This is a genomic window from Serratia sp. CY27727 (assembly GCF_052169275.1).
In the GTDB taxonomy this organism is placed as follows: Bacteria; Pseudomonadota; Gammaproteobacteria; order Enterobacterales; family Enterobacteriaceae; genus Serratia; species Serratia sarumanii.
In genome coordinates, this window is sequence record NZ_JBJNLB010000001.1 from 61168 (window position 1) to 79813 (window position 18646).

Sequence of the window (18646 nt, forward strand, 5' to 3'; positions counted from 1 at the left end):
CCGTTCGCATTACAGCGCAGGAGAATCCCGCATGAGCAACACCCTATACGAACGCTACCAACAGGCTAAAATCGATCACCCCGGCAAATACGCCCGCGATCTGGCTGCGATCCTCGGCGTCAGCGAAGCGGAGCTGACGCACGCCCGCGTCGGTCACGACACCCGCCGCCTGCAGGCCGACGCGCGCACCCTGCTGACCGAGCTTGAGCAGGTCGGCGTCACCAAGTCCATCACCCGCAACAGCTATGCGGTGCATGAGCAGATGGGCCGCTACCGCAACCAGCACCTCAACGGCCACGCCGGGCTGATCCTCAACCCACGCGAGCTGGATCTGCGCCTGTTCCTCAACCACTGGACCAGCGTCTTCGCCATGAGCGAAACCAACAAGCGCGGCGTGCGCCACAGCATTCAATTCTTCGACCAACAGGGCGATGCGCTGCACAAGGTCTACACCACCGAGGAAACCGATCTGCCGGCCTGGATGGCGCTGGTGGAGCGCCACCTGAGCGAAGAAAACCCGGCGCTGGCGCTGAAGCCCGCCGAGGCGGCAACCACCGATGAAACGACGCAGGATCATGCCAAAATCGACGGTGAGTGGCGCGCGATGACCGACGTTCACCAGTTCTTCCAGCTGCTGAGCCGCAACAAGCTGACGCGCCAACAGGCCTTCCGCGCCGTCGGCGACGATCTGGCCTACCAGGTGGACAACAGCGCGCTGTCGCAGCTGCTCGAAGCGGCGCAGCAACAGCAAAACGAGATCATGATCTTCGTCGGCAACCGCGGCTGCGTGCAGATCTTCACCGGCCAGATCGAACGTTTGATGCCGCAGGAAGGCTGGATCAACGTGTTCAACCGCCGCTTCACGCTGCACCTGATTGAAGACGCCATCGCCGAAAGCTGGATCACCCGCAAACCGACCAAGGACGGCATCGTCACCAGCCTGGAGCTGTTCGCCGCCGACGGCACGCAGATCGCGCAGCTGTATGGCCAGCGCACCGAAGGCCAGCCGGAACAAACCCAGTGGCGCGAGCAGGTTGCCGCGCTCGCCGCCAAGGACATCGCCGCATGAAATCTTCCTTGATCCGCCGCCTGGCGTTGATGATGTCGCTGGCGCTGCCGCTCACCGCCGCGGCGGCGCAGCGCATCGTCTCGATCGGCGGCGACGTGACGGAAATCGCCTTCGCGCTCGGCGCCGGCGACGAGGTGATCGCCCGCGACAGCACCAGTCTGCATCCGGAAGCGGTGAAAAAGCTGCCGGACGTCGGCTACATGCGCCAGCTGAACGCCGAAGGCATTTTGGCGCTGAAGCCGACGCTGGTGCTGACGACCGAGCTGGCACAGCCGGCGCTGGTGCTCAAACAGCTGGCGGACAGCGGTGTCAACGTGGTCAGCGTGCCGGGTGACACCACCCTGCAGGCGGTGCCGCAGAAAATCGCTACGATCGCCGCAGCGCTGCAGCGCGTTGAGCAAGGCAAACAGCTGAGCGAACGCTATCAACGGCAGTTGGCGGCGGTGGATACCTCCCCGCTGCCGGTCAAGGTGCTGTTCGTGATGAGCCACGGCGGCATTACGCCGATGGCCGCCGGGCAACACACCGCCGCCGACGCGGTGATCGCCGCCGCCGGGCTGAAAAACGCCATGCAGGGCTTTGACCGCTACCGTCCGCTGTCGCAGGAAGGCGTCATCGCCAGCGCGCCGGATCTGTTGCTGGTTACCACCGACGGCGTGCGCACCCTCGGCGGCGAACAGCAGCTGTGGACGCTGCCGGGCCTGGCGTTGACGCCGGCGGGCAAGCAGCGCCGCGTGCTGATCGTCGATGACATGGCGCTGCTGGGCTTCGGTCTGGAAACGCCGGCGGCGCTGGCCAAGCTGCGCCACGCGGCGGAGCAAAAGTAATGCGCTGTCGCACCTCGCCCCAGCTGGCCATCATCGGTCTGCTGGTGCTGCTGACGCTGCTGGCGCTGGTCGCCGCCAACCTGGGCGCGCTGACGCTGTCGTTTCGCACCCTATGGCGCGAACCCTTCAGCGACGCAGCCTGGCACATCTGGTTGAACATTCGCCTGCCGCGCGTGCTGCTGGCGGTGGTGATCGGCTGCGCGCTGGCGGTGTCCGGCGCCGTGATGCAAGGGCTGTTCCGCAACCCGCTGGCGGATCCGAGCCTGCTGGGCATCAGCAGCGGCGGCGCGCTGTTTGTCGCGCTGTTCATCGTGATGCCGCTGGCGTTGCCGGTGACGATCGCGCTGTACGGTCATATGCTGGCGGCGTTCCTCGGCAGCCTGCTGGTGTCATTGTTGATCTACGGCATCAGCCGCAGCGGGCACGGCAATCTGTCGCGGCTGCTGCTGGCGGGCATCGCCATCAACGCCCTGTGCATGGCGGCCATCGGCGTGCTCTCTTACGTCAGCAGCGATCAACAGCTGCGCCAGTTCTCGCTGTGGATGATGGGCAGCCTCAGCCAGTCGCAGTGGCCGACCCTGGCGGTTTCCGCCTCGCTGATCCTGCCTGCGGCGCTGCTGACGCTGCTGCAGGCGCGCCGGCTGAACCTGTTGCAGCTGGGGGACGAAGAGGCCCACTACCTCGGGGTGAACGTCCAGCGCGCCAAGCTGCAGCTGCTGTTGCTGAGCGCCCTGCTGATCGGCGCGGCGGTAGCGATGAGCGGTGTGATCGGCTTCGTCGGCCTGGTGGTGCCGCATCTGGTGCGCATGCGCCTCGGCGGCGATCACCGCTGGCTGCTGCCCTGCTCCGCGCTGGGCGGCGCCTGCCTGTTGCTGGTCAGCGATACGCTGGCGCGCACGCTGGTGGCGCCGGCCGAAATGCCGGTGGGGCTGATGACCAGCCTGATCGGCGGTCCCTATTTCTTGTGGCTGGTGATGCGCCAGCGGGAGCGAGCCGGTGGATAACGTCGCCTGCCTGACAGCCCGGGAGCTGCGTTACAGCCTCGGTACGCGCCGGTTGATCAACGACGTTTCGCTCAGCCTTGCCGGCGGTGAAATGGTGGCGATTATCGGCCCTAACGGCGCCGGCAAATCGACGCTGCTGCGCTTGCTGACCGGCTATTTGACGCCGGACTGCGGCGAATGTCGGCTGCTTGACCGCCCACTGGAACACTGGGCGCCGCAACAGTTGGCCAAAGTCCGGGCCGTGATGCGCCAGTACAGCAATTTGGCGTTTCCATTCAGCGTGGAAGAAGTGGTCAGCATGGGGCGTTCGCCGCACGGCAAACGCGACGAGCATCAGGCGATCCAACAGGTGATGGCACAAACCGACTGCCTGGCGCTGGCGCAGCGCGACTACCGCCAGCTGTCCGGCGGTGAACAACAGCGGGTGCAGCTGGCGCGGGTGTTGGCGCAGCTGTGGCAACCGCAGCCGTCCCCCGCCTGGCTGTTCCTCGACGAACCGACCTCGGCGCTGGATCTGTATCACCAGCAGCACACCCTGCGCCTGCTGCGCTCGCTGACGCGCCAACAACCGCTGGGCGTCTGCTGCGTGCTGCACGATCTCAATCTGGCCGCGCTGTACGCCGATCGGATCCTGCTGTTGCATCAGGGGCGGTTGGTGGCGAGCGGCACGCCGCAGGAAGTGTTGCAAACGGAGATCCTCACCCGCTGGTATCAGGCCGATCTTGGCGTGGTGCATCATCCCGAAGTGTCGCTGCCGCAGGTCTACCTGCGCCAATAAAAAATTTAAGGGCGCTATCAAGCGCCCTTTCTTCATCTCAGCTGGAGCAGGAAATCTCCAGGTGCTTGCCCCAGTCCGGCGGCAGCGCGGCGAGATCGTCATACTCCGGCACATCGTCGAACGGCCGCAGCAGGGCCTGATGCAATCGCTGCAAACGGCCCACGTCGTCGTTCTCCGCGTCCTCAATCGCCTGCTGCGCCAGATAGTTGCGCAGGATCAGCCACGGATTCACCGCCTTCATCGCCCGTTGCCGCTCCGCATCGCTCACCTGCTCCTGTTGCAAACGCTGACGATACTGCTGATACCAGGCGTCGAACGCCGCGCGATCGATAAACTCGTCGCGCAGCGGCGACTGCGCCTGCTGCTGTTCGGTCTCGCTCAACAGGCGGAACGTGCGGGTATAGTCCCGCCCTTCCTGCGCCATCAGGCTCAACAGACCGGTGAGCACGTCGTTGTCCTGCGCCGTCGGCGTGAAGAAGCCGAGTTTGGCGCGCATCTGTTCGCCGTAGGCACGCATCAGCGCCGGCTCATACGCCGCCAGCGCCTGCTGCAGCTGTTCGGTGGTCATCAGCCCCGATAGGGTCTGCGCCAGACGATGCAGGTTCCACAACGCCACCGCCGGCTGATTGTCGAAGGCGTAACGCCCCTGGTGATCGGAATGGTTGCAGATATAGCCGGGCTGGTAGTCGTCAAGGAAGCCGTAAGGACCGTAATCGATGGTGATACCGAGAATCGACATGTTGTCGGTGTTCATCACGCCGTGCGCGAAACCGACGGTTTGCCAATGGGCGATCAGGCGCGCCGTCCGTTCGACCACGTCGGTAAACCACAACAGGTAACGCTCGGCCTGATCCTGCAGCTGCGGCCAGTGACGGGCAATGACGAAATCCGCCAGCTGCCGTACCTGCTCCGGCTGTTTACGGTAGTAAAAGTGTTCGAAGTGGCCGAAGCGCACGTGGCTTTCCGCCACCCGCATCAGCATGGCACCGCGTTCCGGCTGCTCGCGGAACACCGGCTGCCTGCTGGTGACGATGGTCAACGCTCGGGTGGTGGGGATCCCCAAATGGTGCAGCGCCTCAGAGGCCAGAAACTCGCGGATAACCGAACGCAGCACCGCGCGGCCGTCCCCCATGCGCGAATACGGCGTCAGCCCGGCGCCCTTCAGGTGCCAGTCGCGGTGGCTGCCGTCCGCCAGAACCTGTTCGCCAAGCAAAATGCCGCGGCCATCGCCCAACTGCCCGGCCCACACGCCAAACTGGTGGCCACTGTACACCTGCGCCAGCGGCTGCATGCCCGGCAGCAGCGTTTCTCCCGCCCAAATCGGGGTCTTATCCTGAGTAAACCAGCTTTCATCCAGCCCCAGCTCGCGCGCCAGCGGCTCGCTGTGGTACAGCAGGCGCGCATCCTTAAGCGGCGTCGGGTTCAGAGCGGTGTAGAAACCGGGTAACTGTTGGTAGTAAGCGTTATCGAACTGCGGCATAGGCCCTCCGTTTCAGCGTAGTGTAGAGCCTGAACGAGCGGATTAACACCGAAGGAATGCAGGGAGAACGCATCCGCCTGTCGTCAGGACGGATGCGGGGAGTTTGGCGTTCCGCCTGGCTGAGGAAGCGCGGTTTAACGCCGGCTGATAAACGGTGTTATCAGCCCAACAACGAGGATCAATAACGGTAGCGGAATCACGGTAACCTCACTCCGTGCATGATTTACCTCATTGTGTGTAATTTTTTATATCACTTCTTAATTATTGAACTCGCTGGGCGTCGCCAGCAAAGCTTGCAGATTATCCACACCAACGCTGGGCCATAAAAAACCTTGCAGACCTAAAACACCGGCGTACCTGAGTTTATTAAAATACTCTTTTTTCTCTATTCCTCCGACGATCACGCCTTTACATAACAGGTTGATATTCTTTAACAACGAGTCGATGACCACGTCATATCCCTGATGGGTAAACAGCTGCCAGTAAAAACGCTTGTCTATCTTTACGTAGTCAAACAAACCATCGTACAACGCGGTCAGCGTGGCTTTACCGGAACCGAAATCATCGAGCCACAGCGTAAACATTTCGCTTAATCGCCGCACGCTCGGGTTGTTCTTCCCGGCCGAAAGATTCGGAAAACTCTCACTCACTTCAAATGCAATAAAAGGATATTGCCCGATCCGTTGGCACAACGCCGAATCGGAAAGAATAAGCTCAACGATGGTTTCTTCGATATTGATGGTCAACTGCACGTTGTTACCGGTAAACCAAGCCGCATGCTGCTCCGCAAGTTTCAGTTGCTCATTAAATAACTCAATCCTTTGTTCAGGCGCCAATAAATTAATCCCAATTTCGGCCGGCATGGCTAAATCACCGTCGAGACTGTTGAATCGGCTCAACATTTCCACCGCCAACAGCCCACCCTCCATTGAGTAAACAGGTTGAAAAACATAGCTACTAATAAAGTCAGCTTCGAGTTGGATGTTCATTTTAATGCCACAGGATGAATGGCTAGCGTATCATCGTATATCAATATATTTTATCGATCAATCCCTCTGGGATTAATCGGAAATATCAATGTAAATACCCATGAAATATCATTTAATTGATAGATTAAAGCTATACGACAATCGTGAAAGGCGCAAAGAAAAGCAGCCGAACTTATGCCATGGCGCCCGCCAAACGCGTTATGTGAAAAGGTATTTGGCTTAAGTAGAATGGATTGACGGCCAAATTTGACTTATCTCCTTTGTTTTATTTAAGAAAAATCTTAAATAAAGTAAAATAATCTTCCCGCCTTAACGCCGATTTTCCCTGCCGTTAACGATGACTGATTAAATTTAATAACGCATCAATTCCGCCCGTTATTCTCGGCATTGAAAACGCAAAAAAATGCCCACCTTGATTTTCAGAAAATCTGCGCTACCGCCGTGCAAACATCGATTTCAGCGATAAAAAAAGGGATGAGCACGCTCATCCCTTTATCACCAGGCCTTCGCTAACGGATCGTTTCACTCAGCCATTGCCGCAGTTCGGCTAATTCGGCCGCCTGCTGAGGATAGTCCGCCATCAGTCGATCACAGCAGGCGGCAACGGGCTCGCTTCGATACGGGCAGCCCACCAGCATATCCGCCAGCCGCTGCAGCGGGGCGGGATTAAGGCTGTCGGTGAACACCTGCGCGCGAACGATAGCCCCCTTCTCCACATCGAAGAACAGGTCTACGCCGCCCCAGACAAAGCGCTCGTTAAGCAAGTGGCTGAACGCCGGCGCCTTGCCGAAATTCCATTCCCAGCTGCTTTGTTTGGCGAACTGCGCGGCAAAATCGGGCAGATCGGGGAACACGTCCGGCGAAATGATCTCCGGCTCGGCCGTTTCGCCATAGTGGGCGAAGAAAGCCTGCACGATGGCGTCGCATACCTGCTCATGGCTGATGCCCGGCAAAAACTCCGCCAGATTGGCGACGCGTGAACGCACCGAGGTGATGCCCTTGGCCTGCAGCTTTTTGGGATCCGGATTGAGGTAGTTCGCCAGCCGTTCCAGGTCGGCGTTCAGCAGCAGCGTGCCGTGGTGGAAACCGCGATCCTGGGTTTCTCGATAGGCCGAGCCGGATATTTTACGTGGCCCGTCGGCGGTTTCCATCACCAGATCGTTGCGCCCCGACGCGCCGGCCGCGACGCCCAGCTGCCGCAGCGCTTGCAGAATGATGTCGGTCGAGACGCTCTTGTCGTAGCCCGGCTTGCCGGCCATAAAGGTGAAACAGGTGTTGCCCAGGTCGTGAAATACCGCCCCGCCGCCGCTGCTGCGCCGCGCCAGCCGAATGCCGTCCTGCTCCATGCGCCGGGTGTTGCACTCTTTCCAGGGGTTCTGCGACTGGCCAATCACCACCGTTTCGGCATTGCGCCACAGGAAGAGAATTTTTTGCGTGGTCATTTCGCGGAAGATGCACTCTTCCACCGCCAGGTTGAACCAGGGATCGTAGGAGTCGGAGATCAGTAAACGCAGGCTGTTCATGGCAGGCACCGTCCAAAACATGAGATGCCGCCATGATACACCAAATCAATGGGTTAAGGCTAAATGCGTCGCGCCTGCCAGTACACCCGCTTCCAGTAGACGTTATCGAGCGAGGAGCGGATCACTCCACGGCTGGTCGACGCGTGGATAAATTGGTCGTTGGTATCGTAAATGCCGACGTGCAGGCCGTTCTCACCGCCGCCGGTTTTGAAAAACACCAGATCGCCCGGCATCAGCTCATCGCGGGAAACCTTGGTGCCCAGCGAGGTCTGTTCTTCGGTCGAACGCGGCAGTTGCATGTCAAAACGATCGCGGAACGTGCGGTAAACAAAGCCGGAACAATCTACCCCGCCCCGATCCAGGCCGCCGTAACGGTATGGCGTGCCGTACCACTGGCGCAGCTGCTCATTGAGCTGGGCCACCACCACGATAGAGTCCGCCAGGCGGCCGCTGGGCGGCGGCGCATGGCTGCTGCACCCGGCGAGGATCAAACTGGCTAATAAAAACCACACACGCATCCGCATAATATCCCTTCATTGAACACGTTGCCGCATTATGCCATCCGGTACACCACCACACCGCCTGCGAGGCAAAGCCGGCACCACGTAAGGAGAGTGCTATTTGGCGTTAATTTATCTCCCGCACGGGGAAAAAGGCAAGCGCCATAAGGGAGATAATGACAGGATCGCCGGTTTTGGCCCTATTCCGGCGATTTAGTCTCGGACTTGCTGTTAATCAGCCAGACGCCGAACAGAATAAACAGCGTGCCCAGCGTTTTCAGCAGCGTAGCGGACTCGTTGAACCACGGCAGGATCACCGCCGCCAGATAGACCAGCGCGTAACTGACGCTCAACAATGGATAAGCGCGGTTTAACGGCAGGTGGCGCAGCGCAAAGAACCAACACAGCATCGACAGCGCATAACCGCAGATGCCGCCGCCCACCGCCAACAGCGGCAGCCAGTAGCCGCCGATCAGCGCCAACGAGACGTCGGCGAACGACATCAGCGGGATTTGCACCATGCCCCACTTCATCAGCAACTGCGCCAACGTCACCAGCAACACGCTGGCGGCGCCCCAGGCATAGCCCCTCATGAATGCACGCTCATCAGCAGGATCCCCAACATAATCGACGCTACGCCGCACCAGTGGCGGGCGGTCGTCGACTCATGAAACAGCCAGCGCGCCGCCAGCGTCACCATCACGAAGTTCAGGCTGAGCATCGGGTAAGCCAGGCTGAGCGGCAGGCGTTGCAGCACATTGAGCCACACCGCCATGCCCAGCCCCAGCAGCAGCACCGCCAGCGCCAACCAGCGCAGCGTCAGCTTCAGCCGCGCCTCATCCGCCCGTTCCCAACAGTGCGCCGCCTGTTTCTGGCACAGCTGCCCACCGCAGGTGAGCAGGCTGACCACAATCACCAACAGAAAACCCATCATGGTTGCTGTTTATACCACATCAGCACCAGGCGGTTCATGCGATCCACCTTGTCTGCGGCGGGCAGTTCCTGCGGCAGCGCTTCGCCACGGGACAGCTGCAGCACCAGAGACACGTTCCCCTGCTTGCGCGCCTGCGCCAGCCACTGCGGGAAGTCGGCATCGCTGATCAGGTGCCCCTTGGCGTCCGGGTACTCCAGACCATAGGCCACCTCGCCTTTCTGGCTGTACATCAGCACGTCGCTGCGCTTCAGCTCCCAGGCCAGGCCGGCCGCCAGCCCGACGCTGTCGCTCAACACATAGCGGCTGTCGCTCAGTTCGGCCATCGTGGCGCGGGCAAAGTTTTGCGGCAGTTTGGAATCGGTCACCTGTTGCGGGATGGCGTAACCGATCACCAGGCACAGCAGCACCGGGCAAGCCGCCGCCCAGCGCCATTGGCGGCCGTTGTCGCGTACGGAAACCAGCGCGAACAGCAGCCAGCCGCCGAAGGCGATCAGGCCGAGCACCAGTTTCGGCCACTCCTGCGGAGTAAACAGATGCGCTTTCGGCAGCAGACCGGAGCTCAACACCACCAGCGCCACGATGCCGATCAGGCCGAACAGGCCGTTCAGCCAGGCGTTGGCCTTGAACAGCCTGGCGCGCAGCGTGGCGGCGTAGTCTTCCGCATAGGCGGTCATCAGCAGCGCCAGCGGAGCCATGCACGGCAGAATGTAGGTCGGCAGCTTGCCTTTGGCGATGCTGAAGAAGATCAGCGGCATCAGCGCCCAGCTCAGCAGGAAGAACAGCTCCGGACGCTGTACGCGCTCGCGCCAACCCTTGAGCAGCGCACCAGGCAGCAGCGCCAGCCACGGCAGCACCGCCGCCAGCAGGACCGGCAGGTAATACCAGAACGGCGCCTTGTGCTGGGCGTTATCTTCGGCGAAACGCTGAATATGCTCGACCCAGAAGAAGTAATTCCAGAAATCGGGTTCACGTTGCGCGATCGCCAGCGCCCACGGCAGGCTGAGCAGCGTAGCGGTCACGATCGCCACCGGGCCATAGCACAGCAGATCCTTGATGCGGCGTTGCTGAATGACGATCGGGATCACCGCAATCACCGGCACCGCCAGCGCCAGGAAGCCCTTGGTCATAAAGCCCATGCCGCAGGCCAGGCCCAGCAACGCGTAAGCGCCCAGCTTGCCTTTGACCGAGGTGGCTTTCAGCGTCAGGTAATAACTGACCATCGCCGCCGCCAGCCACAGCGAGATCATCGGATCCAGCACGCTGTAGGTGCCGATGCTGAACACCAGCACCATCGACAGGAACATCAGCGCCGCCAGGCTGGCGCGGCGCGCATTGCGCCACATCAGCATCGCCAGCGCGAACACCAGCAGCGCGGTCATGCCGGTGCTGAACACCGAGCCGAAACGCACCGCAAAGTTGTTTTCGCCAAACAGCCACTGGCTGATGTTATTGAACCAGTAACCCGCCACCGGCTTTTCGAAATAGCGCAACCCCAGCAGGTGCGGCACGACCCAATCGCCGCGCTGCAGCATTTCACGGCTGATCTCGGCATAACGCGTCTCATCCGGCTGCCACAGCAGGCGGCCGTTAAGCGGGATCAGGTAAACCAGAGCAAAAAAAACGGCCAGCACAATGGCCCAGGATCCTTTTAGCGCCTTCATGTAACGTCCTTCACATCGGTTTGACAGCCCAGCCAACCTTCGCGGCCGGGGAAAGGAGCGCGCTTGATGCGGCCCAACGGCAGTGACGCCAAATCTTGCGGTAACAGCGCGCTCAGCGGACAGAATTCGATGCCCTGCCGCTGTGCGCGTTGCAATAACTGTTCGAACATCGCCGCCTGCGACATGCCTTCCACTTCGGTGTGAATGGTGTACACCGGCACGCCGCGATCGTTCTCGATGGCGCGCAGAATATAGTCGTTGAAGTCGGCCATGCTGACTTCGCTGCCAATCACTTCATCGAAGGTCGGCAGCGTCACCGGGATCTGCACCGTACCGTGGCGCCCGTCGCTCAGCACCGGACGGAACGGATGGGTGCCGCGGCAATCGCTGTTGTAATGGAAGCCGAAGCGTTGTTTGACCTCCAGCACGCGCGTATCGGCGCGCCAACCCGCCACGGCGGAGCATTTCACCGGCTGGCCGGTGCAGGCGCTCAGGGCGTCGACGCCCAGCTGTACCTGTTCGGTCAGCTGCGCTTCGTTCCAGTGGCCAACCTTGGCCTGCCACCCCTGGTGATCCCAGGCGTGCAGCCCGACCTCATGGCCGGCTTCGGCGGTGCGCTTCATCAGCGGCCCCAGCGCGCGTGAAATGTTGCGCCCCGGCCAGGCGGTGCCGGCCAGCAGAATGTCCAGACCGTACAGCGAGGCGGCGTTCGAACGCAGCATTTTCCACAAAAATTTCGGACGCAAAAGGCGCCAAAGATGGCGCCCCATGTTGTCCGGTCCCACGCTGAAGAAGAAGCTGGCCTGAATGTCGTACTTTTCGAACAGATCCAGCAACTGCGGCACCCCTTCACGGGTGCCGCTGAAGGTATCTACATCAACCCGCAGACCGACTTTCTTCATGCACCGTTCCCTTCCTGAACGGTAGTGCGCAGGAAGTAGTCCAGCGTATCGGCGATGGTTTGCTTCATCTCGATGGTCGGCTGCCAGCCCAGCAGGCGGTGAGCGTTTTTGATGCTCGGCGTGCGGTGCTCGACGTCCTGGTAACCTTTACCGTAGTAGCTGCTGCTCTCCACGTCCTTGAAGCCGGCAAACGGCGGGAAGCGGTCGCGCAACGGGTGGTTGTTGAAGCTTTCCAGCAGCATTTCCGCCAGCTCGCGAATGCTCGCCTCGTTGGTCGGGTTGCCGATGTTGACGATCTGGCCGTCACACAGGCCGTCGCGGTTCTCGATAATGCGGAACAGCGCTTCGATGCCGTCGTTGATGTCGGTGAAGCAACGTTTCTGCGCGCCGCCGTCCATCAGTTTGATCGGCGAACCTTCCACCAGGTTGAGGATCAGCTGGGTGATGGCGCGGGAAGAACCGATGCGCGCCGCGTCCAGGTTATCCAGGCGCGGCCCCATCCAGTTGAACGGACGGAACAGCGTGAACTTCAGGCCTTCTTTGGCGCCGTAAGCCCAGATCACCCGATCCAGCAGCTGTTTGGAGACCGAATAGATCCAGCGCTGCTTGTTGATCGGCCCGACTATCAGGCGTGAATGGTCTTCGTCGAACTCTTTGTCGTCGCACATGCCGTACACTTCAGAGGTGGACGGGAAGATGATGCGCTTGTTGTATTTCACGCAGTCGCGAACAATCTTCAGGTTCTCTTCGAAGTCCAGCTCGAACACGCGCAGCGGGTTACGGGTGTATTCGATCGGCGTCGCGATCGCCACCAGCGGCAGCACCACGTCGCATTTCTTGATGTGATACTCGATCCACTCGGAGTGGATGCTGATGTCGCCTTCCACGAAGTGGAAGCGCGGGTTGTCGAGGAAGCGGCTGATGGCGTCAGAGCCGATATCCAGACCGTAGATGTCGTAGCGATCGTCGCGCAGCAGGCGCTCGGTCAGGTGGTTGCCGATGAAGCCGTTGACCCCAAGGATCAGTACGCGGGTGCGGCGTTTCATCGCGGCATTCGGCTTGGCGGCCAGACGCACGTCGGTGACGATGCCCATTTCCTGCGCCAGGCGGCTGCCCTGCACGTACAGACCGCTGTCGTTTTGACCGGCGACGATCTCCAACGCGCCTTCGCCACAGGCGATGACCAGCGGCGAGGTGCTCAGCACGGTGCCCGGCTGCTTATCGTGTTGGGTATCCAGCACGCGAGAGCGCCAGACGATCAGCTGGCGCTGGCCGAGGTAGCTGAACGCCCCCGGGTACGGCTCGGTGACGGCGCGCACCAGGTTGTTGATCTCTTTGGCGGATTTGTGCCACAGGATCTCGCCGTCCGCCGCGGTGCGGCGGCCGAAGTAGCTGGCCTGGGACTCATCCTGCTTGGTGAAGGTGGCGGTGCCGTTCTTCAGCTTCGGCAGTTGCTCTTTCAACACGATCTGCGCGGCTTCCAGCACTTTTTTGTGCAGCGTCAGCGCGGTATCGCTGTCGGCGATGGCCACTTTTTGCTGCCCGACGATGTCGCCGGCGTCCGGGCGTTTCACCATCTTGTGCAGCGTGGCGCCGGTTTCGGTTTCGCCGTTCACCAGCGCCCAGTTCACCGGCGCACGGCCACGGTAACGCGGCAGCAGCGAACCGTGCAGATTGAAACCGCCCTGCGGTGCCAGCGACAGGATCTCGTCGCTCAGCATGTGGCGGTAATAGAACGAGAAGATCACGTCCGGCTGCAGTGCGCGAATGCGGTCAACCCACAGCGGGTGGTTTACGTCCTCTGGCGCATAGACCGGCAGATCCAATTCGGCGCCCAAACGGGCCACGGAGGAGAAGAAGTTGTTCTCGCCAGGGTCGTCGGTGTGCGTGAACACGGCCTGCACGTCATAACCCGCCTCAGTCAGCGCTTTCAGACCGGCGCAGCCAATATCATGGTAAGCAAATACAATAGCTTTCATCATTCTTCTTCCTGAGTATTGTGGCCCTGCTGTGCACCGACCACTTTCTGAACAAAATAGCGAGGACGCGCGCGCACGTCGGTATAGATGCGGCCGATGTATTCACCCAGCAGCCCCATGCCGACAAACTGGGCGCCGATAAAGGTGAACAGGACGGCGAAAAGGGTGAACACGCCGCCGGCGGCCCATTCAGGGCCGAGCAGCAGACGCAGCGCTATCAGCACCAGCGCCAGCACAAACCCGGACAGTGCCACGATGCTGCCGACCACGCTGAGCAAACGCAGCGGCGTGGTGGTCAGGCAGGTGATCAAGTCATACATCAGGTTGATCAGCTTCATCAGGCTGTACTTCGAGTCACCAAACTCGCGTTCGGCGTGACGCACGTCGATCTCGGTCGTGCGGCGGGCGAAGGTATTCGCCAGGATCGGGATAAAGGTGCTGCGCTCATGGCAGTGCAGCATCGCCTCAACGATATGACGACGGTAGGCGCGCAGCATGCAGCCGTAGTCCCCCATCGACTTGCCGGTGGCGCGTTGAATCATCATGTTGATCACGCGCGAGGCGCTTTTGCGGAACCAGGAGTCCTGACGGTTGGCGCGCACGGTGCCCACCACGTCATAGCCCTCTTCCGCCACGCTGACCAGCCGTGGGATCTCCTCCGGCGGGTTCTGCAGATCGGCGTCCAGCGTAATCACCAGATCGCCGGTCACCTGATTGAAACCGGCCATAATGGCCGAGTGCTGGCCATAGTTGCGGTTCAGCAAGACGGCGATCACGTGGCTATCCGGCTTTTCCGCCGCCGCAGTCAGCATGTCAGCGGAGTTGTCGCTGCTGCCATCGTCGACGAGGATGATTTCATAAGGTTGAGATAACTGCTTACAGGCGGCAGTAGTCCGCTCCAGCAACGCCGGCAGGCTTTCCTGCTCGTTGTATACCGGGATGACTACCGAGACTTTTTTAATCGGTTCAACGCGAGGCACGTAAAGACTCCACAACAGAAGACAAGGCATTGACCACGCGATCCACGTCGGCGTCGGTCATATCAGGGAATAGCGGTAAGGTGCACAGCCGCGCCGAGTTCCATTCGGTATTCGGCAAAGAAAGCTGCGGATAACGCTCACGGTAGAATTTCTGAGTATGCGCGGCGCGGAAATGCAGCCCGGTGCCGACGCCAACCTCTTTCAGGCGCTCCATCAGCTGGTCGCGATCGATGCCGCAACGCGCGGGATCGACGCGGACCATAAACAGGTGCCAGGCGTGATCATGCGGATAATCCGGCACGCCCAACGGTTGGAACGGCGAGCCTTCCAGCGCGCTCAGGTAGCGCTGTGCCAGCGCCTTACGGCGCGCGTTCAGCTCAGCAAAGCGCGACAGCTGCACCACGGCGATCGCCGCATGAATGTCGGACAGGTTGTATTTGTAACCCGGCTCCACCACTTCGGCCTGCGGTTTGCGGCCAAGCTGCTGGCGATCGAAGGCATCGACGGCCAGACCGTGGAACTTCAGGCAACGCAGGCGATCCGCCAGCGCATCGTCGTCGGTGGCGATCAGGCCGCCTTCGGCGCAGGTCACGTTTTTAATCGCGTGGAAAGAGAAAATCGCCGTGCCGCGTGCGCCGACCCATTCGCCGTTGTAGCGCGTGCCGACCGCGTGGGCGGCGTCTTCGATCAGCGGCAAGCGATGGCGTGCGGCTACGGCGCGCAGCGCATCCATTTGCAGGGGAGCACCGGCGTAATGCACCGGAACAATCGCTTTGGTGTTCGGGGTGATGGCAGCCTCGACATCGGCGGCGCTGACCATCAACGTATCACGGTCAACGTCGATCATCACCGGCGTGGCGCCCAGCAGCTCGATCATGTTGAGGGTGGAGACCCAGGTTTGCGAAGGGGTGATGACTTCGTCGCCGGGGCCGATACCCAGCGCCATCAGCGTGATGTGCATACCCGCCGTGGCGGAACTGACGGCGATGGCGTGCTTACAGCCGAAAGTGGAGCAGAAGTCGCTTTCCAGTTGCTGGTTTTGCGGCCCGGTGGTGATCCAACCGGAACGCAACACTTTCTCTACCGCGGCGATTTCTTCATCGCCGATGGCCGGACGAGAGAAAGGCAAAAATTGATCCATAGTTAACCCCAAACGTATCGAGCTGCTTTTGATGACACTGTAAATCCCTTTCGTTTAACGAATATTAAACGCCAGAGAAGAATCGTTTCCGTGGATTAACTGACAATGTAAGGCCGCAAGCTTAACTAAACCTTAAGACGAGACGTGTCATCAGTGGGAGAACTGATGGATAGATGTCGTTACCGTTAATTTAATTTACCAATAAAATCAATTGTTTATTCTTTTTAATAATTATTTACTTATTTTATTTTCGCCGAATCAAGCCTAGCACGTCATTGACGCTTTTCAATAAAACCCACGATAAAATGAGCGGTGGAACAATAATAGCCGATGATTACCCGGCTATTTATATTCACTACGTTTAGTTTTCGTTTACATTTATGCTGCCGGGACGAATTAAGCCGTGCGCGTCATGATCCAACGCTGGTTCCCCACCCATTGCAGGTGAAAATCCACTTCATAGATCTGCGACAACAGGTCGGGCGCCATCACCTCACGGGTGATGCCCTGCGCCACCAGCTGCCCAGCGTGCAGCAACCAAACCCGATCGGCCTGCTGCAGGGTATGATTCAGATCGTGCGCGCACACCAGCGCGCTGCGCCCACTTTGGCAGAATTCGCGCAGCAGGCGATCCAGCGCGACCTTTTGCGCCACGTCCAGGCTATTGGTCGGTTCATCCAGCAACAACAATCGGCTGTGCGGATTGACGCTGGGCCACACCTGCAGCAACACCGCCGCCAGCCGCACCCGCTGCCATTCGCCACCGGAAAGCTGCGTCAACGTGCGTGACAGCTTATCCACCAGCTTCAACCGCTGGCACAGATAGAGGATGGCGTGCTCCACCTCGGTTTGCGCCGCGCCGGCAGGCCGGTGCAACGCCAAATACTGAAACACCGGCATCAGCGACACCGGCGGCTGTTGCTGGCTGAGATAGCCGCGCCGGCATGCCAGCGCGTGCCCCGGATAATCGGCTAACGCGCGTCCGTCCAGGCAGACTTCGCCCAGCCCCGGCAGCATGCCCGCCACCCGCGCCAACAGGGTGCTCTTCCCTGCGCCATTGGGGCCGATCAGGTGAACCTGCAACCCGCCGTCAATCTGTGCCGAAAAAGGCGCCAGGCGCCCCGCCACCCCAACCTCAACGAGTTGCAGCATCTGTCTTATCCTGCCAGCGCTTGTTTCACCGCCGCCACCAGCGCCGGATCTTCCGGCGTAGTGTCAGGCGAGAAGCGCTGGATCACCGTGCCGTCGCGCGCGATCAGGAATTTCTCGAAGTTCCACAGAATATCACCGGGGTGCTTCGGCGCACGCCCTTTGCTGGTCATCCGCGCCAGAAACTCGCTGCCCTGCGGTGCGACAGCCTCCGGCTGTGCGGCAATCAGCGCCTGGTACAGCGGATGACGGCGTTCGCCGTTCACCTCAATCTTGGCGAACATCGGGAATTGCACGCCGAAGGTGCCACGGCAAAACGCCAGGATCTCTTCGTTGCTGCCCGGCTCCTGGCCCAGGAATTCATTGGACGGGAACCCGAGGACTTCCAGCCCTTGATCGCGGTAGGCTTCGTACAGCGCTTCCAGCCCTTCGTACTGTTTGGTCAGGCCGCACTCCGAGGCCACGTTGACCACCAGCAACACCTTACCCCGGTAGGCGCCCAGCGTGGTCGGCTGATTTTCAATGGTTTGTAACGGCAGGTTGTCGATTGGCTTGCTCATCGGTTGTCATCCTTTGGTTTTTTAATGGCAGGTGAATGAAGAGAACTACCTTACGCCTTTTGCCCGGGTCAGTAACCAGATAAATAGCGGCGCCCCCAGCGTGGCGGTCACCACGCCGATCGGCAGCTCGGCCGCCAGCAGCGCAATGCGGGCAACCACATCGGCCACCAGCAACACCCCAGCCCCGGCCAGCGCGCAGGCCGGCAACAGATAGCGTTGGTCGGTCAGGCCGATAAGCCGCAAAATATGCGGGATCACCAACCCAACGAAGCCAATCACCCCGGCGAGCGCCACGCTGACGCCGACCAGCCAGCCGATCGCCAGCACCAGCAGGTTACGCCACAGATGCAGCGACAGCCCTAGTTGCCGCGCCTGTACCTCGCCCAGCGCCATCAGGTTGAGCGCTTTGCCCTGGCCACACAGCCACAGCAGCACCGGCAGCAGCGCCAGCACCAGCCACTTTTGGCGCCAGTCGACCCCGCCGAAACCGCCCATCATCCAGTACATCAGCTGCCGCAGATCGAGGCTGGTGCTGAAATAGACCGCCCAGGTCATCAGCGCGCTGCACACGATGCCCAGCGCCACGCCGACCAGCAACAGCCGCGCATTGGTCAGACGTCGGCGGCGAGCGAAGCCCAGCAACAGGAAGGTCATCGCCAGCGCACCGGCTATCGCGGCGGCGCTCATCAGCGCCACCGGCAACAACCCCTGCCCCAACAACACCGTCAGCACCAGCGCTACGCCGGCGCCGTTAGCGACGCCCAGCAGACCGGGCTCCGCCAGCGGGTTTTCAAACAGCGCCTGCATTACCGCGCCCGCCACCGCCAGGGCGGCGCCGACCAGCATCACAGCCAGCGCGCGCGGCAAACGCAGTTGCCAGACGAACAGTTGCGCCCGATCGCTGAACCACTCTGACGGCCATATCCATTGGTCGCCGGCGCAAAGACTGAACAGCAACGCCACCGCCACGCCCAGCGCCAACAGACCGATCTGGCGTTTATCGCGGTAGCGTTGATGTTGCAACAATAAGGTGAAGGTACGGCTGGTTGGCATGGCGCGGCGGTTCCCTGCCGGCCGCTGTCGTGGCCGGATAATTGACGTTTGAGTCGAATATTAGGGGGTTAACGCCGCAAGGGGAAGCCTTGCGTGGATGATGGCGCAGGAAAGCAG

General features: G+C 60.7%; 18 protein-coding genes. 4 read left to right on the plus strand and 14 right to left on the minus strand.

The features are described 5' to 3' along the window. Positions 1-31: 31 nt before the first annotated feature. The 4 genes from ACJ8HB_RS00325 to ACJ8HB_RS00340 are packed head-to-tail and all read left to right on the plus strand — an operon-like array spanning position 32 to position 3678. Positions 32-1069 (plus strand): hemin-degrading factor, encoded by a 1038-nt coding sequence (locus tag ACJ8HB_RS00325; RefSeq protein ID WP_047567787.1) that lies wholly within the window; start codon positions 32-34, stop codon positions 1067-1069. Then, positions 1066-1896 (plus strand): heme/hemin ABC transporter substrate-binding protein, encoded by an 831-nt coding sequence (locus ACJ8HB_RS00330; RefSeq protein WP_047567790.1) that lies wholly within the window; start codon positions 1066-1068, stop codon positions 1894-1896. The genes ACJ8HB_RS00325 and ACJ8HB_RS00330 overlap by 4 nt, the downstream gene beginning before the upstream one ends. Further along, on the plus strand, positions 1896-2900 hold the full coding sequence (locus ACJ8HB_RS00335; protein ID WP_033638351.1) for a FecCD family ABC transporter permease: 1005 nt from the start codon (positions 1896-1898) through the stop codon (positions 2898-2900). The genes ACJ8HB_RS00330 and ACJ8HB_RS00335 overlap by 1 nt, the downstream gene beginning before the upstream one ends. Next, on the plus strand, positions 2893-3678 hold the full coding sequence (locus ACJ8HB_RS00340; protein WP_047567792.1) for a heme ABC transporter ATP-binding protein: 786 nt from the start codon (positions 2893-2895) through the stop codon (positions 3676-3678). The genes ACJ8HB_RS00335 and ACJ8HB_RS00340 overlap by 8 nt, the downstream gene beginning before the upstream one ends. 37 nt (positions 3679-3715) lie before the next feature. Here the strand turns inward: ACJ8HB_RS00340 and ACJ8HB_RS00345 are convergent, their stop codons facing one another. The 14 genes from ACJ8HB_RS00345 to btuC form a co-directional block, all read right to left on the minus strand. Then, the gene (locus tag ACJ8HB_RS00345; protein WP_047567793.1) at positions 3716-5158 is read right to left on the minus strand and encodes a protein adenylyltransferase SelO; all 1443 of its coding nucleotides are present in this window, start codon (positions 5156-5158) and stop codon (positions 3716-3718) included. Between the two features lie 257 nt (positions 5159-5415). Next, complete coding sequence (locus tag ACJ8HB_RS00350) at positions 5416-6147, minus strand: EAL domain-containing protein (RefSeq protein ID WP_033646308.1); 732 nt, start codon at positions 6145-6147, stop codon at positions 5416-5418. A gap of 509 nt (positions 6148-6656) precedes the next feature. Next, a complete protein-coding gene (locus tag ACJ8HB_RS00355; protein ID WP_047571639.1) occupies positions 6657-7670 on the minus strand; it encodes a lipoate--protein ligase A in 1014 nt (337 codons plus the stop codon). 59 nt (positions 7671-7729) lie between these two features. After that, positions 7730-8194, minus strand: a complete 465-nt coding sequence (locus ACJ8HB_RS00360) for an NlpC/P60 family protein (protein ID WP_016927954.1) — start codon at positions 8192-8194, stop codon at positions 7730-7732. A gap of 176 nt (positions 8195-8370) precedes the next feature. Beyond that, on the minus strand, positions 8371-8763 hold the full coding sequence (gene arnF / locus ACJ8HB_RS00365) for a 4-amino-4-deoxy-L-arabinose-phosphoundecaprenol flippase subunit ArnF (protein WP_033638346.1): 393 nt from the start codon (positions 8761-8763) through the stop codon (positions 8371-8373). Then, a complete protein-coding gene (gene arnE, locus ACJ8HB_RS00370) occupies positions 8760-9104 on the minus strand; it encodes a 4-amino-4-deoxy-L-arabinose-phosphoundecaprenol flippase subunit ArnE (protein WP_047567796.1) in 345 nt (114 codons plus the stop codon). Before arnE ends, arnF begins: the two co-directional genes overlap by 4 nt. Next, on the minus strand, positions 9101-10765 hold the full coding sequence (gene arnT / locus ACJ8HB_RS00375; RefSeq protein ID WP_033653922.1) for a lipid IV(A) 4-amino-4-deoxy-L-arabinosyltransferase: 1665 nt from the start codon (positions 10763-10765) through the stop codon (positions 9101-9103). The genes arnE and arnT overlap by 4 nt, the downstream gene beginning before the upstream one ends. Continuing rightward, positions 10762-11667: a 4-deoxy-4-formamido-L-arabinose-phosphoundecaprenol deformylase gene (arnD, locus tag ACJ8HB_RS00380; RefSeq protein ID WP_047567815.1), complete on the minus strand. Its 906-nt coding sequence runs from the start codon at positions 11665-11667 to the stop codon at positions 10762-10764. Before arnD ends, arnT begins: the two co-directional genes overlap by 4 nt. Then, entirely contained in the window at positions 11664-13646 is a 1983-nt protein-coding gene (arnA, locus tag ACJ8HB_RS00385) for a bifunctional UDP-4-amino-4-deoxy-L-arabinose formyltransferase/UDP-glucuronic acid oxidase ArnA (protein ID WP_047571640.1), read from the minus strand. The genes arnD and arnA overlap by 4 nt, the downstream gene beginning before the upstream one ends. Then, positions 13646-14656: an undecaprenyl-phosphate 4-deoxy-4-formamido-L-arabinose transferase gene (gene arnC / locus ACJ8HB_RS00390; protein WP_194243198.1), complete on the minus strand. Its 1011-nt coding sequence runs from the start codon at positions 14654-14656 to the stop codon at positions 13646-13648. Before arnC ends, arnA begins: the two co-directional genes overlap by 1 nt. Beyond that, complete coding sequence (arnB, locus tag ACJ8HB_RS00395) at positions 14613-15767, minus strand: UDP-4-amino-4-deoxy-L-arabinose aminotransferase (RefSeq protein ID WP_033638335.1); 1155 nt, start codon at positions 15765-15767, stop codon at positions 14613-14615. Before arnB ends, arnC begins: the two co-directional genes overlap by 44 nt. A gap of 396 nt (positions 15768-16163) precedes the next feature. Further along, positions 16164-16919: a vitamin B12 ABC transporter ATP-binding protein BtuD gene (btuD, locus tag ACJ8HB_RS00400; RefSeq protein ID WP_047567824.1), complete on the minus strand. Its 756-nt coding sequence runs from the start codon at positions 16917-16919 to the stop codon at positions 16164-16166. Positions 16920-16924: 5 nt separating this feature from the next. Continuing rightward, a complete protein-coding gene (locus ACJ8HB_RS00405; protein ID WP_033638331.1) occupies positions 16925-17476 on the minus strand; it encodes a glutathione peroxidase in 552 nt (183 codons plus the stop codon). Positions 17477-17521: 45 nt separating this feature from the next. Continuing rightward, positions 17522-18529 (minus strand): vitamin B12 ABC transporter permease BtuC, encoded by a 1008-nt coding sequence (gene btuC / locus ACJ8HB_RS00410; RefSeq protein WP_033638330.1) that lies wholly within the window; start codon positions 18527-18529, stop codon positions 17522-17524. Positions 18530-18646: the final 117 nt, after the last annotated feature.

Excerpts from the sequence above, each read along its gene's own strand:
- arnB (WP_033638335.1), bottom strand. The coding sequence starts at position 15,767 with ATGGATCAATTTTTGCCTTTCTCTCGTCCGGCCATCGGCGATGAAGAA.
- arnF (WP_033638346.1), bottom strand. The coding sequence starts at position 8,763 with ATGAGGGGCTATGCCTGGGGCGCCGCCAGCGTGTTGCTGGTGACGTTG.
- arnC (WP_194243198.1), bottom strand. The coding sequence starts at position 14,656 with ATGCCTTGTCTTCTGTTGTGGAGTCTTTACGTGCCTCGCGTTGAACCG.
- ACJ8HB_RS00405 (WP_033638331.1), bottom strand. The coding sequence starts at position 17,476 with ATGAGCAAGCCAATCGACAACCTGCCGTTACAAACCATTGAAAATCAG.
- arnA (WP_047571640.1), bottom strand. The coding sequence starts at position 13,646 with ATGAAAGCTATTGTATTTGCTTACCATGATATTGGCTGCGCCGGTCTG.
- ACJ8HB_RS00330 (WP_047567790.1), top strand. The coding sequence starts at position 1,066 with ATGAAATCTTCCTTGATCCGCCGCCTGGCGTTGATGATGTCGCTGGCG.
- btuC (WP_033638330.1), bottom strand. The coding sequence starts at position 18,529 with ATGCCAACCAGCCGTACCTTCACCTTATTGTTGCAACATCAACGCTAC.
- arnT (WP_033653922.1), bottom strand. The coding sequence starts at position 10,765 with ATGAAGGCGCTAAAAGGATCCTGGGCCATTGTGCTGGCCGTTTTTTTT.
- ACJ8HB_RS00325 (WP_047567787.1), top strand. The coding sequence starts at position 32 with ATGAGCAACACCCTATACGAACGCTACCAACAGGCTAAAATCGATCAC.
- ACJ8HB_RS00335 (WP_033638351.1), top strand. The coding sequence starts at position 1,896 with ATGCGCTGTCGCACCTCGCCCCAGCTGGCCATCATCGGTCTGCTGGTG.
- btuD (WP_047567824.1), bottom strand. The coding sequence starts at position 16,919 with ATGCTGCAACTCGTTGAGGTTGGGGTGGCGGGGCGCCTGGCGCCTTTT.
- ACJ8HB_RS00350 (WP_033646308.1), bottom strand. The coding sequence starts at position 6,147 with ATGAACATCCAACTCGAAGCTGACTTTATTAGTAGCTATGTTTTTCAA.
- arnE (WP_047567796.1), bottom strand. The coding sequence starts at position 9,104 with ATGATGGGTTTTCTGTTGGTGATTGTGGTCAGCCTGCTCACCTGCGGT.
- ACJ8HB_RS00345 (WP_047567793.1), bottom strand. The coding sequence starts at position 5,158 with ATGCCGCAGTTCGATAACGCTTACTACCAACAGTTACCCGGTTTCTAC.
- ACJ8HB_RS00355 (WP_047571639.1), bottom strand. The coding sequence starts at position 7,670 with ATGAACAGCCTGCGTTTACTGATCTCCGACTCCTACGATCCCTGGTTC.
- ACJ8HB_RS00360 (WP_016927954.1), bottom strand. The coding sequence starts at position 8,194 with ATGCGGATGCGTGTGTGGTTTTTATTAGCCAGTTTGATCCTCGCCGGG.
- arnD (WP_047567815.1), bottom strand. The coding sequence starts at position 11,667 with ATGAAGAAAGTCGGTCTGCGGGTTGATGTAGATACCTTCAGCGGCACC.